The following is a 14,275-nucleotide window of genomic DNA, read 5'->3' as shown; positions in this document are numbered from 1 at the left end:
ACTATATAACATAAATTTCTTTTTCAATCTCTACTAACTGATTGTGCAATTGTTCTTTACTTTGTTCATATAGAGATACATCGATCGTTTCAGCCAATGCAAACAATATACTTTCATAATAGTTCATTACATCTTGTTGCATCACTTTTTGGAATAAGTTCCACTTCATATCCCATTCTTGCTTATAATGATGGACAAATAAATCTTTTTCATCGGCTACATAGTTTGATACAAGCGGTTCTAATACAGATTTAGCGTCTTCTTGCATAAAAGCTTTGTCATTCTTTTCAAAAAAGCTTTTCTCATTTTTAAAATGTGCCAGTGCTTTTTTGAAATCTTTTATTTCAACTGAAGGGAACGGTTCTTTATGTGTAATATCTTTATATTCATACTCAACTGTTCCATTCATAGAAATTGATTGATTTTCTACTTTACAGTTCACTACAATTTCGTCCTTTGCACGCTTCATCGCTTCGTCTATCCATTTTTCAAGACGTAATGATGTCGCACGCATTTCTTGTAATAAATCATGCTGAATAAATGCTACTAATTCCATAACACACTGTTGCAATTGTGTTTTCACATTTCCATCCGTTCGAAGTGACGCCGGATTAATAAATTCAGTAAACACATCGTTATAACGTAGGAATAGACGCTGTTGCACGTAATAAAGCAACTCTTTCACTTCATTTTGCATCGCCTGTTCTTCAGCAAGTACACTATATGATGAAATAATATGAAGTAGTTGATCACGCTCTGCTTCATATTTTTTCGTTTGCTTATCTTTCTCTTCATTCCCCTGCTTTGCACCATTTATCATGTTTACTAAAAGTTGATCTGCTCCTTGCAACGCACCATATAGAGCATGCACAGAAACAAGCATTAAATCTCTCATCATAAAGGACGTAAATGATTCCTCAAACTTAGTAATTCCAGAGTTTTGTAAAATACCATACTTCTCTTTTTCAACATTCTTTCCTTGTTTCTCTTCAAGCGCACATAAACTTGAAATTGCAAATAAACGCGGATTTCTAATACCGTATTGCAGTAGCTGATCTGCGATATAACCTTTTACCATTTCAAGTTCTTCTTCAGACTCTGCTAAATCCGCCGCATTAATTAAGAAGAACATTTTATCAAGGGCAAAAGTATCCTTTACACGCCCAAGCTGAATTAAAAATTCACGATCAGCACGAGAGAATACATGGTTATAATATGTTACAAATAAAATAGCATCTGCATTTTTAATATACTGGAATGCAACATCCGTATGGCGAGCATTAATAGAATCCGCTCCAGGTGTGTCTACAAGCGCTACTCCCTGCCTTGTTAAAGCACAATCATAATAAAGCTCCATATACTCAACGAAGCATGATTTTTCTTCATTCGCTACATAATCAGAGAACTCTTCTAATGTGACTTGTACTTGTTCTCCTAAATAAGTAGAAACTGCATCATACCCTTTTTGTACCGCTCGTAAAAAGCTAAATGTTGTTTTTTGCTTCCCAGTCGGTGAAGGATATTTCATAACTTTATCAATTTGTGCTAACGCCTCATCTAACGTAGTAATCTCATAATGAAACAGCTTATAAACAGCTTTCATATCTTCTAATAGAGCTTGCTTTGATTTGAATTGAACCATTACTGTTCCGTGTGGTTTTTCCTCTGTAACCGGCAAAATTTGATTAATCGTTGCCGTCGTCGGATTTGGTGATACAGGAAGTACCTTCTCACCAAGTAAGGCATTGGCAAATGATGATTTCCCAGCACTAAAAGCTCCGAATAACGCTACTGTAAATTGTTTCGTTTCCACACGACGCCTTTTTTCTATCACCTCTTGCTGTACATGTTTCAGCGCTGGCAATGGCTCTAATATCATTTCAGCTTTCTTCACTTTCTCTAATATACGCTGAATATTTAAAGCTGCCGTTCCTTTTATCTCTTCTTCATGAGCCGCTACGTTATCATTTACCATTTCCTGCTCTTGTAGTGTGAATTTCTCACTAACAATTTGTTTTTCACGTTGCAATATCTCCTCTATTTGCAATCCTTCTGGTGTAGCAACACGCTCGTGCCAAACATTTTGTAAATAACTTTCATATGTCTCTAAATTGTTACTGTATTGTAATTCCGTCTCTTTTGCCGTTTGCAACATCGTATATTTTTCAATCTCTTCTTCCATACGAGCAACTGCTTCCTTCACTTTTTGCTTTAAAACAACTGCACTTTTATCAAAAATTTGCTGTGCTTTTGTAAAATAACGTTTCTTCAGTTCATTCGCTACATCCGCTGTATAAAGAAGTAAGTAATCACCTGTGAAACCTGCACCTTGTTTAATGACTTCAGCTAACATTTCTGGTCCAAAAGCGATTTCTAAAGCATATATGTCTTTCCCAATTTCCTCCGTGAACAATCCTTCTTCTTTTAAGAAGGCTACAATAAATTCTTTCACATGAAAATCAAGTTGCGTTTCAACAGTCTTTTGAAGGGCAGAATAAAACGCCTCTACACGTCTTTGTTTTTCTTGCTCCGTCTTTCCTTTCGCAAATAGCAAACCAACTTTAAACTTTGTTAATTTCGTTTCTAAATATGCATTTGCCAATTCTCTCATTTCAAATGGCATTAAATACGCGTTATCTAATATAGCTTGTAAACCTTTTATAAATTCGTTTCTCACATGAGATTCTTTACTAGCCTCGCGATGTTTAGTTTCCGTTAGCTCTTCTTTCTTTTCAACTATTTCTGAAATCAAAAGCGGTGATGCTAACTCTTCCTCATATGTCAAAAGAGCTTTTTCATTTTCAGAAACAATAAACGAGAAATGTTCTCCCATTAAATGTTCTGTTTCTCGCTCCATTCCCTCTCTTACATACTGCTCTTTTTCTTTCATAATAGAAGTAATTAATGTTTCTAAGCTTCCAATTTCATTATGTGGATGGTTCATCATTCGTAATGACGTATAATAAACTCCATCTACTTCAATATCCCAGTTAGAGAACGATTGTTTCACACTATCTTTATAATCCTCAAATGATAATTCATTTTCTTTATGTTTATCTATTTGATTTACAACGAGATAAACCGTTTTATTACGTTGTTTCAATTCTTTAACAAATTGCAAATTCACTTCCGATTGGACGTGATTATAATCCATCATATAAAAAATTACGTCTGCTAGATGTAGCGTTGATTCTGTCGCTAGTTGATGGGCATCATCTGTTGAGTCAATCCCTGGTGTATCAACTAACATAACACCCTCAGGAATTGGTGCATCATTCCGATAAATATGAACACCAATTACCTCATCGCCATCTTTACAAATTTGCTTTAATTCTTCTGCTGAATATGCACCGTCATATTCGTACTGTTCTCCAGATTTAATCGTTACAACAACACGATCAAATCCCTTTTCAATTTTAACGACGTTAGCGCTTGTCGGAATTGGACTTGTTGGTAACAACTGCGCTTTATATAGATGATTCATCATCGTTGATTTCCCTGCTGAGAAGTGACCGCAGAACGCTATCATAAGCTGCTCTCGTTTATATTTTTGAATTACTTCAAACAACTTTAAGCTATTCTCTGCATCGCCGTGTTTTTGCCACTCTTCATAAAAACAAACAAGTTTTTTCATACCGTTTGTCTGTACTATGTTTGTCATCCCCTTGTTCCCCTTTATCCAAGATGTATATACTTTTCCCCGCTAATTGCGAGCTCATAACCAGTGAGAGTTACACCTACCCATTGATTACAGTTTCACTTTACTATCATACTAAATTTTCAGCATATTCTCATTAAAAATAAAAAATCCCTTTCATTCTTTTTACAAATGAAAGGGATTTTATGTCATATCACTCATTTTGCTGTTCCTACTCCATTTAAAACATACTTTGCAATAACTGCATATACAGCAACTGTACCTGCTACTAATGCATATACCATACTCATGCACCAACCTTTTTTTGATAATGATTATCACTTTTGAATACATTTTATCATTAAAGAGAATCATTATCAACACTTTCCATAAAGAAAGCTCCTTATAAGAAGGAGCTTTACTGCCTGTTTTGAAAAAGGTTAAAACTTGTTGTGCACTCTTATTATATCTCATCCTACATAACTTAACAGTTTAAAAAAATGGAAATATCCCCTATCACCTCCATCTTACATTTTGTATAATAAAAGGGAATTACTTAACAAGGAGGAAAAAAATGACACAAAATCTCACACAAGGCGAGAGGATACACTCCATTGATATTATTAGAGGAATAGCTGTATTAGGTATTTTTCTTGTTAACTGGCCAATTATTGCCGGGGTTGACTCACGTGATATTACAGGAATTTACGAAGGGATAGACAGCTATATTCGCCTATTTTACGATATGTTTATTCAAACGAAATTTTATACAATTTTTTCGTTTTTATTCGGATTAGGTTTTTATATTTTTATGAATCGTGCTGAGGCGAAGACCGATCGTCCAAAAACTTTGTTTGTTCGCCGCTTACTTATCTTATTATTATTCGGGTTCTTACATTACGTTCTTTTATGGGACGGTGACATTTTACATACTTATGCAATTACCGGGTTTTTCTTATTTTTATTTTACAAAAGAAAGACACGTACTATTTTAATATGGTCAATTGTACTATTAAGTTTCATGCAATTGTTCACATTATTAGGTTCTCTTGTCATGTTATTAGTGCCGGTAGATGAACTAGGCCTTTCCATAGCCATTATGCCGTTAGAAAACTGGGGCTTACAAATTACAGACAGATTCTATTCATTCTATTCTGAAGCAATAAGTAACAGTCTTATTATGCTTCCTGAAACACTAGGATTGTTTTTACTCGGATTATATGCCGGTAAAAAAGACATTTTCCGCCGTGCTAAGGAATTAGATCCAAAACTTAAAAAATGGCAAATCATTATGTTCATTTTAACATTACCGATGTGGTTTATTATGGTTTACTTCTTTATGAACAATCAACCATACACACCATTTTCACTTATGGGCATTACGATGATAAGCGGAAAGACATTGTTCATCTTCTACATTGTCACGTTAATGCGTTTATTACAAAAAGAAAAATGGCAAACGTTATTACGTCCATTCCAATACGTTGGACGAATGGCATTAACAAATTACATCTCGCATACAATTGTTACATTACTTGTATTCGGGCTATTGTTTAAAAATGATTATCTGGCTCCACTATGGGTTGGACCACTATTCTGCATTAGTTTCTACACGTTACAAATCTTTATTAGCCGCTGGTGGCTTTCACATTACCAATACGGACCACTTGAGTACATTTGGCGTCTTGGTACTTACGGGAAAATGATGCCACTTAAAAAGAAAAGCAAGGTCTCATAACGAGACCTTGCTTTTTTACGCTTCTCTTACTGCACTTTGCATAGACACCGGCTCTTCTTTTACTTTCACTTTACGCTGCGGCACCATATTAAATACGATATTTAAAAGTACTGCTGACGCACTTCCAAGTACAATTCCGTTATCTGTTAAAATACGAATGTTTTCAGGAAGTTGTGAGAATAATGTAGGAACAACTGTAACCCCAAGCCCAATTCCGACAGAACATGCAACAATTAATAAGTTTTCTTGTTTGCCAAAATCAACGCTACTTAACATTTTAATACCATATGCCATTACCATACCGAACATTGCGAGCATAGCACCGCCAAGTACTGATTTCGGAATGATTGTTGTAATAGCTGCGATTTTAGGAATGAATCCAAGAACGATTAACATACCACCGCAAGTATAAATAATAACGCGATTTCTTACTCCAGTTAATTGAACAAGTCCTACGTTTTGAGAGTAAGTTGTATATGGGAACGCGTTGAAAATGCCACCTAACACCATCGCTAATCCTTCTGCTCGATAGCCCTTTGTTAATTCTTTTTCACCGATTTTTTTATTGCAAATATCAGATAATGCAAAGTATACACCCGTTGCTTCCACAATCCCTACACAAGCAACGAGAATCATCGTAATAACTGGTGTTAATTCAAATGTTGGTGTACCAAAGTAAAATGGTTGAATACCATGGAACCAATCAGCCTCTCCAACCGCTTGCAAGCTTACTTTCCCCATAAACGCTGCAACGATTGTACCGAACAATAGACCTAGTAAAATAGAGATTGAACGAATAAATCCATCAAAGAAACGATACATAATGATGATAAATAGTAACACACCAAATGCTAATGCTAAATTTTCAAGACTACCGAAATCCTTACTTCCTACTCCGCCAGCCATATCATTAATTGCTGCTGGAACAAGTGTAACTCCAATTACAGTAACAACAGATCCTGTTACAACAGGTGGAAATAGTTTTACAAGCTTTCCAAATAATTTCGCAAAAATAACAACGAATAACCCAGCAGCAATAATTGCTCCATAAATAGAAGACACACCGTATTGTTTTCCAATCGCAATCATCGGTCCAACGGCTGTAAATGTACAACCGAGTACAACGGGAAGTCCAATACCGAAAAAGCGATTTGATAATGCTTGTAAAATTGTTGCAACGCCGCACATTAATAAATCAATTGAGACTAAATATGTTAATTCTTTTTGATTTAAACCAAGTCCACCGCCCACAATAAGCGGAACGATAATTGCTCCAGCATACATTGCAAGCATATGTTGCATACCAAGCGATGCAATTTTAAATGGATGCTGCTTCATCGTTTATTTCACCTCCGCAGTTTCTTGCTGTACAAATGTAACTGTGCCGTTATCAAGTGATGCAATTTCTGCTAGTGATTCAACACGAACGCCTTGTTCACGAAGCTTCTTTCCTCCATCTTGAAATGCTTTTTCAATAACAATTCCAATTCCTGCAATACTTGCTCCTGCTTGCTCTACCAAACTCATTAAACCTAAAGCAGCCTGACCGTTTGCTAAAAAGTCATCGATGATTAGCACGCGATCATTTTCATCAATATGATTTCGAGATAATGAAATTTCATTTGTTTCTTGTTTTGTAAATGAATATACGTTTGCAACGTACATATTATCTTGTAACGTTAACGATTTACGTTTTCTTGCAAAGATTACTTTTACACCAAGCTCTAATGCAGCCATAACAGATGGTGCAATGCCTGAAGATTCAATCGTCACGATTTTTGTAATGTTCTCTTCTTTAAAACGTTTAGCAAATTCTTTTCCGATTTCTTGCATAAGTACTGGATCAATTTGGTGATTTAAAAATGCATCCACCTTTAATACGTCACCAGATAAAACCTTTCCTTCATTCAAAATCTTTTCTTGTAATACTTTCATGTTTGTTCCCCCTCTTATGCAATAAAAAAACTCCAAAAGCCGCCACCACTCGTTACAAGTGAGAGACGCGCTTTTGGAGTTTCGCAAAAAAGAATGCCAAACAAGCAATTATATTCGTCCTCACTCATAGTCAAAGTATTTACGGTACTTCGGTAGAAACTTGCAGGCCATATCCCCGCGATTATATGAGTGTAGCTAACTATTTATTTTATAGAAGGATTATAACGCACTTTTTATACTTTGAAAAGCATTTATCGAAAAAACACGTACGAATTTTTAAAAACCACTATTTTCGTTCGAGTTTTGTAAACTCTTTCATTCCCAATTACAACTTCGTTAAAATGATTGGCCCATCTTTTGTAATCGCAAGTGTATGCTCATATTGAGCTGATAATTTCCCATCCATCGTTCGTGCAGTCCACCCATTTAAATCTACTTTCGAATATCGCATACCTACATTGACAATCGGCTCAATCGTAATCACCATTCCTTCTTGTAACTGAGGCCCTTGTCCTTGCTTCCCAAAATGAAAAATTGCTGGTTCTTCATGAATCTCTTTACCGATCCCATGCCCCGTAAAGTCTCTTGCAACAGAAAAACCTTCATTTGTTACATAACTTTCAATTGCATAGCCAATGTCTCCTACATGATTACCGATTACCGCCTGATCAACCCCTTTATATAAAGCATTCTCAGCTACTAGCAACAACTTTTCTGCTTCATCAGAAACTTTTCCAACTCTATACGTCCAAGCAGAATCTGAAAGACCCCCATTTAAGTTTACTACCGTGTCAATTGTTACAATATCACCCTCAGTTAAAGGAACATCGGCCGGAAACGCATGACACATTTCATCGTTTACAGATGCACATATCGCATATGGATAACCATTGTAATCTTTCTGTTCAGATGTGGCACCATGCTTTTTTAAATACATTTCAACAAACGTATTAATCTCTTGCGTCGTTATACCTGGCTTTATCATTTTCGCAATTTCTTTATGACATGAAGCAAGTAATTTTCCAGATTCATGCATCAAATCTATTTCATTTTTCGTTTTAATTGTAATCATACTACCTCTACCTTTCCTTGCTAAACCTACTATTCGCTACTAAACTTCTATCATACACATCCTTTACCAAAATTTCAAAACCCTCAATTACAACAAGTAAAAAAATATGTATCTTATATTTCTAAATCAAAATAAAAAAACAGAAGATCCCTCTGTTTTTTAATCATGTTTACATATGTAGTTCATTTTCAAAAACTCAAAACAACTACCATTTGTTTTCTGTATAAACGTTCCAACCACTTCAAATCCCGCCCTTTTATACACTTTTATCGCTCTCTCATTAAATATCGCTACTGATAGTGTTATATATTTGCATCCGTATTTTTCTTTGCTAAAAGCTAGTCCAGCATTCACGAACTGTAAACCAAATCCATTGCCAGTTATATCAGGTCTCATTCCAAGTCCTATATCAACCGTTCCATCATTCATTTTACAAACAGTAAAAAAACCAATGAGAATGCCATTTTGCTTCACAGAAAATGTATGATCTCCTCTACTCTCACCATGTAAAAATTCAGCTAAATCTTCTTCATCTGCCTCTATATCATAAAAAGAATATTTCCCTTCATAATGCCAGTTATACGCAATTTCCTCCGCTTCTTCTTGCTTCATTACTGTATATGTATAACCCATTCTATCATCCCCTTTAATAAAAAGAGCTGCAATTAAGCAGCTCTTTTTTTACAACTCATAAATCGCTCTATATTTCGCTTCTAAATAATCGGCTAAGTAGTTTGCATTTAAGCCTTCACCTGTTACATCTTCTAAAATTTCAAGCGGCTTTTTCGTTTTACCATATTGGTGAATATGTTCTGTTAACCATTCACGAATCGGTGTTACGTTTCCTTCTTCTAATAATGCATCAAAGTTCGGAATGTCTTTTAACATTCTTTGCTTAAATTGCGCTGCATACATGTAACCAAGCGCATAAGATGGGAAGTATCCAAATGAGCCACCAGCCCAGTGAACATCTTGCAATACACCTTGCGCATCATTTTCCGGACGAATTCCTAAATATGCTTCCATCTTATCATTCCAAGCTGCTGGTAAGTCCTTCACTTGTAATGTACCATCAAATAATTCTTTCTCTAATTCATAACGCACCATAACATGAAGCGGGTATGTAAGCTCATCTGCTTCTATACGAATGAATGACGGCTTCGATTCGTTAATTGCATCATAAAACTCATCGACTGACATATCATCAAATTGACCATCGCTATACTCTTTTAATAAATCATAATTTTTCTTCCAGAATGATTTATTACGGCCGATAAAGTTCTCAAAGAATAATGATTGTGATTCGTGAATACCCATAGATGTACCACTGCAAAGTGGTGTACCTTCAAATTGTTCTGCAATGTTTTGTTCATATACTGCATGACCACATTCATGAATTGTTCCAAATACAGCCATACGGAAATCTTTTTCATCATAGCGTGTCGTAATACGAACATCCCCTCTATTTAATGTAATTTCGAAAGGATGTACTGTTTCATCAAGACGACCTGCTTCAAAGTCATAATTCAATTGCTTTAATAGTTCTAATGTAAAGTTCTTTTGTTTTTCTTTTGAAAACTGTTCCGATAAAGCACTTGTTTTTAATCCTTTTTTAGACTCAGAGATTTCTTTTACAAGCGGCACGATACGCTCACGAAGTTGACCAAATACGTGATCTAAAACTTCTACTGTAATACCTGGCTCATACATGTCTAATAATGTATTGTATTTATATGTTTCATAACCCCAATATGTAATAAATTTCTTTTTAAATTCAACAATTTTTTCTAAGTACGGGCGGAACATTTCGAAATCAGATTTTTCGCGAGCTTCTTCCCACACACTCTCTGCTTTCGCTTCTAATTTCACATAAGCCTCATATTCAGCTTGTGGAATTTTTTTATTTCTATCATATTCTTTCCGACACTCTTCAACCATTTTCTTTGTCGTTTCAGAAAGTTTATCTTCACGTATTAAAGCTTCAAGTTCTGTTAAATAGTTTCCCATCTCATCTGAAGTCGACATAGCAAACACTTCTGACGAAAGCATACCAATTACTTCTGAACGCTGATCTACACCTTTTTTTGGTGCACCTGTTCTTAAATCCCAAAACATTAAACTTAATGCTTCTCCGTAATTCTGTATCTTCTTCACGTATGTTAAAAATTGTTTTTCTACCTCATATGTAGCAACTGTCATCGTATAAAAGCCTCCTTTTTCTACCTCAAACTTAATTCGACACGGAAACATAAATTCCTTTTATAATAGAAAAAAAGCTTGGCAAGCGCCAAGCTTTCTCCTTATAATTCTTTACCTTCTACTGGCAGTACATTTTTCACAGCTGCAACTACTTTCTCATCTTCTGAATCAGATAAGAAGATTGATATAGCACCTTTATCTTCACTTGTACGAATTAAACGCCCAATTCCTTGACGAAGTCGTAAAATCATATATGGTACATCTACATCCCAGAATGGATCATTTACGTGCTTACGTTTCGCTTCAAACACAGGATCGTTTGGAGGGAATGGTAATGACCAAATAATAACGTGTGATAATGATGAACCAGGAATATCTAAACCTTCCCATAAATGAACCGCACAAAGTACAGTCTCTTCTTCATTTTGGAAACGAGAAACGAGCTGGCTAATTTCCTGATCTCCCTCATATAAGAACGGAACCGACATTTGCTCCTTACTTACATACTCTTTGAACGCTGCAAGCTCTTGCGTTGTACGGAATAATACAAGCGTACGTCCATTTGTTTTTTGTATATTTTCAAGTGTATATTGACACTTTCTTTCCCATTCATTTTCTTTCGTATGCGATAGTAAGTTTACTGCCATTTGCTCTTCGTAATCAAACGGTGAAGCAACTGAGAATGATAAGTAATCTTTTACCCCTAGGCTATTAGCTGTAAACGCGAATGAATCATTGTTCGATAATGTCGCAGAAGAGAAAATATACGGTATTTTCTTCGAGAACACTTTCTCTTGTAATACTTCTTCAACTGCACGCGGCATAATCACTAATGTGAAGGCACCATCACCTTCTTCACCCCAAGTAATTACATTTTTCTCGTGCATGAACAGACGAAGTGAATGTTCTAATACATCTAAATGCTCATCAACAATATTTAAATCATACGTGTTTACTGTATGCATTTCACTTTCGAATACTAATGCATCTCCAACTTCACCGATTTTTGCATAAAGTCGTTTCGCTTCAGCTGTTACTTTTTCTGTCACAGTAATTTCTAAACGATCAGAACCGGCAATTTCTTTTTTGTTTTCTTGTAACACATCAAAGAATCGCTCTGTTTGCCAAATTGTTTCTTCTACTAAATGTGCAAACTCCTCACGAATATCGTTTTGTAGCAATCTCGTTAAAAGTTGCTCCATCATCGTTTGCTTTAAACGGTATGTTAAAGCTTTTTGAGCTGCATATTCTACAAGATGTCCTTCATCGAATACAACGCAGCTACTTTCTGGTAATAATGGAATTTGTCCTTCACGCTTACGAGCATCGTACGTCCAAATATGATCCATATAGAAATCTTGAGAACAAATAATTAAATCTGCTGCTTTACGATAATGTTCACGAGAAAGAGTTTGTCCACAACGATGACGAGAATCACAAGTAAAGCAATCTTGGAAGTAATCCCAATTTACTTTTGACCATTCTTCGTCATTTAAAAGTGGAAATTCTTTTCTGTCACCATAGTGAGTAAAGTTTTGCATCGTACCATGATCGAATACAAACTGTGGTAACTCATAATATACGTCTTCAATTACTTCTGGAGCTCGTCCACTCATAACATCTTCAAGTTTACGTAAGCATAAATAATTATCCATTGATTTTGCAAGCCTTACATCAACAGATAGCCCTAATGCTTCAGATAACTTAGCGATGTCCCCTTCTTCTTTCACAAGCTGCTCAATTAACGTTTCATCTGCACAAGCAATAATAGCTGGTTTCCCAGTATAACGCGCGTAACAAATTGCATATAGAAGATATACAATTGTTTTCCCTGTTCCTACACCAGCTTCTGCGAACATAACTTTCTTTTCTTGGAAAGCGCGTTCTAACTGAAACGCCATAAAAATTTGTTCATCACGCTCTTCAAAGCCTTTTTCCGGAAGGATGTCGTAAAACACATCTCCAATCCACTCATTCAACTTATCATAAAAATTATCTTGTTTTCCTACTTCAAATGGTAATCTCTTCTCAGTAAACATCCTTAGCCTCCAACCAAAAAGTTTTTCTATAAAAAGATAATAGCAACTGCTACGCATATGTATGCATTTGCTTTCCCCTGTTGCAATACATAGAAATTCACGAAAAAAAATTTTCCTTTCGAAAAAGGAAAATTTTCTTCTATATTAATGACTTTAAATACCGTTTATCAATCGCTGTTTCATGTGAAAGAGCTGACAAATATTCTTCTTGTGCTTTTTGTATTTCATCTACAATCGCACCCTGACTATCCACTTCTTTTCCGAGCTCATCATACGTACGGTGAATAGCTTTTTGAATCATTGATAATTGGAAATTATCCATATCACTTCCTCCTTTACGCATTACATAATAGCCAGTATATGCGCGCTGGAGGAGTTTTATACTATGAATTACGCGGTGGACGTTTTCCGAAGTATTGGTAGTAATCTGTACGGATAAATCCGTTAAACAGTTTACGCTTCTTCGACGCATCTTTTCCGTAACACTTCTCAAATGCTTCGTAGCTTGTTAATACATACGCTGACCATGTATCTAACGGGCGGAATACTTGTCCCATTTCTTTATACAGTTGTTCAACGAGTGCTTTTTCACTTAAACGTTCTCCGTATGGAGGATTCGTTACAACGTAGCCATAATCCTCTTTTGTTGTGAAATCTTTTACTTGCATTTGTTTAAATGTAATTAAATCGCCTAAGCCCACTTCTTCTGCGTTATCTTGAGCAACTCGAATCATACGATGATCAATATCTGATCCAATGATTTGTAATCGTTGATCATAGTTCGCTAAATCTTCAGCTTCTTGACGAGCTTCACGCCAGTTTTGTTTACCTACCCAGCCCCACTCGTCAGATGCGAAACCACGGTTAAATCCTGGTGCAATGTTTTGTCCAATTAATGCTGCTTCAATTGGAATTGTACCTGATCCACAGAATGGATCAACAAATGGACGATCTGGCTTCCAGTTTGTTAATTTAATTAAAGACGCAGCTAATGTTTCTTTTAACGGAGCTTCCCCTTGATCCATACGGTATCCACGTTTATGAAGTCCAACACCACTCGCATCAATTGTTAATGTTGCAATATCCTTGAGCATTGCAATCTCGATACGGAATAACGGACCATCTTCTTCAAACCAAGTTGTACGTTTATATGTTGTTTTTAATTTTTCAACGACAGCTTTTTTAACGATACGTTGGCAATCCGAAACACTGAATAATTCAGATTTTAAAGATTTACCGATAACAGGGAACTCGCCATTCTCTGGAATATAATCTCCCCAGTTTAATGCTTTCGTTTTTTCAAATAGCTCATCAAATGTTGTTGCTTTAAATTCGCCAACTTTAATTTTTACACGGTCCGCAGTGCGTAACCATAAATTCGTGCGACAAATCGCCTTTTCATCTGCTTCAAATGTTACTTTGCTGTTTTCTACTTGACATTCATAACCAAGATCGCGAACTTCTCGGGCAACTAACGCTTCAATACCCATTGCCGCTGTTGCAATTAAAGTAACTTTTCCCATTTGCATTCACCTCTTATGTATATTCAAACAATAATTAATAGCAATTGGTCCTATTAATCATTACATTTTACGAAAAATTTTCTCATTAACCATTTTAACTCATACTTTATAACTTCATACAAATAAAAAGCC

The 14,275-nt window shown here is 35.7% G+C and carries 10 protein-coding genes and 1 riboswitch; of the genes, 1 reads left to right on the top strand and 9 read right to left on the bottom strand.

What is annotated here, in order from left to right:
* Position 1: 1 nt before the first annotated feature.
* The gene (locus AC3EMB_RS08250) at positions 2–3,661 is read right to left on the bottom strand and encodes a dynamin family protein (protein ID WP_445117473.1); all 3,660 of its coding nucleotides are present in this window, start codon (positions 3,659–3,661) and stop codon (positions 2–4) included.
* A 550-nt stretch (positions 3,662–4,211) separates the two neighbouring features.
* On the opposite strand from AC3EMB_RS08250, the gene AC3EMB_RS08245 reads away from it, so the two are divergent.
* On the top strand, positions 4,212–5,375 hold the full coding sequence (locus AC3EMB_RS08245; RefSeq protein WP_000193179.1) for a DUF418 domain-containing protein: 1,164 nt from the start codon (positions 4,212–4,214) through the stop codon (positions 5,373–5,375).
* A gap of 15 nt (positions 5,376–5,390) precedes the next feature.
* On the opposite strand, the gene pbuX is transcribed toward AC3EMB_RS08245, so the two are convergent.
* The 8 genes from pbuX to AC3EMB_RS08205 form a co-directional block, all read right to left on the bottom strand.
* Positions 5,391–6,713: a xanthine permease PbuX gene (gene pbuX, locus AC3EMB_RS08240; protein WP_000809230.1), complete on the bottom strand. Its 1,323-nt coding sequence runs from the start codon at positions 6,711–6,713 to the stop codon at positions 5,391–5,393.
* A gap of 3 nt (positions 6,714–6,716) precedes the next feature.
* The gene (locus tag AC3EMB_RS08235; RefSeq protein WP_000866496.1) at positions 6,717–7,310 is read right to left on the bottom strand and encodes a xanthine phosphoribosyltransferase; all 594 of its coding nucleotides are present in this window, start codon (positions 7,308–7,310) and stop codon (positions 6,717–6,719) included.
* Positions 7,311–7,417: 107 nt separating this feature from the next.
* Positions 7,418–7,519: riboswitch (purine riboswitch) on the bottom strand.
* Between the two features lie 116 nt (positions 7,520–7,635).
* The gene (locus AC3EMB_RS08230) at positions 7,636–8,382 is read right to left on the bottom strand and encodes a type I methionyl aminopeptidase (protein WP_065228543.1); all 747 of its coding nucleotides are present in this window, start codon (positions 8,380–8,382) and stop codon (positions 7,636–7,638) included.
* 159 nt (positions 8,383–8,541) lie between these two features.
* Positions 8,542–9,015 carry a GNAT family N-acetyltransferase gene (locus AC3EMB_RS08225; protein ID WP_488517615.1) on the bottom strand — a complete coding sequence of 158 codons (474 nt, stop codon included), beginning with the start codon at positions 9,013–9,015 and terminating at the stop codon, positions 8,542–8,544.
* A gap of 48 nt (positions 9,016–9,063) precedes the next feature.
* Entirely contained in the window at positions 9,064–10,581 is a 1,518-nt protein-coding gene (gene ypwA / locus AC3EMB_RS08220) for a carboxypeptidase (RefSeq protein ID WP_023521517.1), read from the bottom strand.
* Between the two features lie 101 nt (positions 10,582–10,682).
* The gene (locus AC3EMB_RS08215) at positions 10,683–12,620 is read right to left on the bottom strand and encodes an ATP-dependent DNA helicase (RefSeq protein ID WP_000493700.1); all 1,938 of its coding nucleotides are present in this window, start codon (positions 12,618–12,620) and stop codon (positions 10,683–10,685) included.
* Positions 12,621–12,759: 139 nt separating this feature from the next.
* Positions 12,760–12,942: a DUF3921 domain-containing protein gene (locus AC3EMB_RS08210; protein WP_000368570.1), complete on the bottom strand. Its 183-nt coding sequence runs from the start codon at positions 12,940–12,942 to the stop codon at positions 12,760–12,762.
* Positions 12,943–13,003: 61 nt separating this feature from the next.
* A complete protein-coding gene (locus tag AC3EMB_RS08205) occupies positions 13,004–14,143 on the bottom strand; it encodes a THUMP domain-containing class I SAM-dependent RNA methyltransferase (protein ID WP_000521224.1) in 1,140 nt (379 codons plus the stop codon).
* Positions 14,144–14,275 lie beyond the last annotated feature (132 nt).

The sequence above is a fragment of the Bacillus sp. LQ16 genome (assembly GCF_057784645.1).
This window is presented reverse-complemented; position numbering and strand designations above follow the sequence as displayed.

What these genes read in the sequence shown, in the direction of transcription:
- AC3EMB_RS08250 (WP_445117473.1), bottom strand. Translation starts at nt 3,661, where the DNA reads ATGACAAACATAGTACAGACAAACGGTATGAAAAAACTTGTTTGTTTT.
- AC3EMB_RS08245 (WP_000193179.1), top strand. Translation starts at nt 4,212, where the DNA reads ATGACACAAAATCTCACACAAGGCGAGAGGATACACTCCATTGATATT.
- pbuX (WP_000809230.1), bottom strand. Translation starts at nt 6,713, where the DNA reads ATGAAGCAGCATCCATTTAAAATTGCATCGCTTGGTATGCAACATATG.
- AC3EMB_RS08235 (WP_000866496.1), bottom strand. Translation starts at nt 7,310, where the DNA reads ATGAAAGTATTACAAGAAAAGATTTTGAATGAAGGAAAGGTTTTATCT.
- AC3EMB_RS08230 (WP_065228543.1), bottom strand. Translation starts at nt 8,382, where the DNA reads ATGATTACAATTAAAACGAAAAATGAAATAGATTTGATGCATGAATCT.
- AC3EMB_RS08225 (WP_488517615.1), bottom strand. Translation starts at nt 9,015, where the DNA reads ATGGGTTATACATATACAGTAATGAAGCAAGAAGAAGCGGAGGAAATT.
- ypwA (WP_023521517.1), bottom strand. Translation starts at nt 10,581, where the DNA reads ATGACAGTTGCTACATATGAGGTAGAAAAACAATTTTTAACATACGTG.
- AC3EMB_RS08215 (WP_000493700.1), bottom strand. Translation starts at nt 12,620, where the DNA reads ATGTTTACTGAGAAGAGATTACCATTTGAAGTAGGAAAACAAGATAAT.
- AC3EMB_RS08210 (WP_000368570.1), bottom strand. Translation starts at nt 12,942, where the DNA reads ATGGATAATTTCCAATTATCAATGATTCAAAAAGCTATTCACCGTACG.
- AC3EMB_RS08205 (WP_000521224.1), bottom strand. Translation starts at nt 14,143, where the DNA reads ATGGGAAAAGTTACTTTAATTGCAACAGCGGCAATGGGTATTGAAGCG.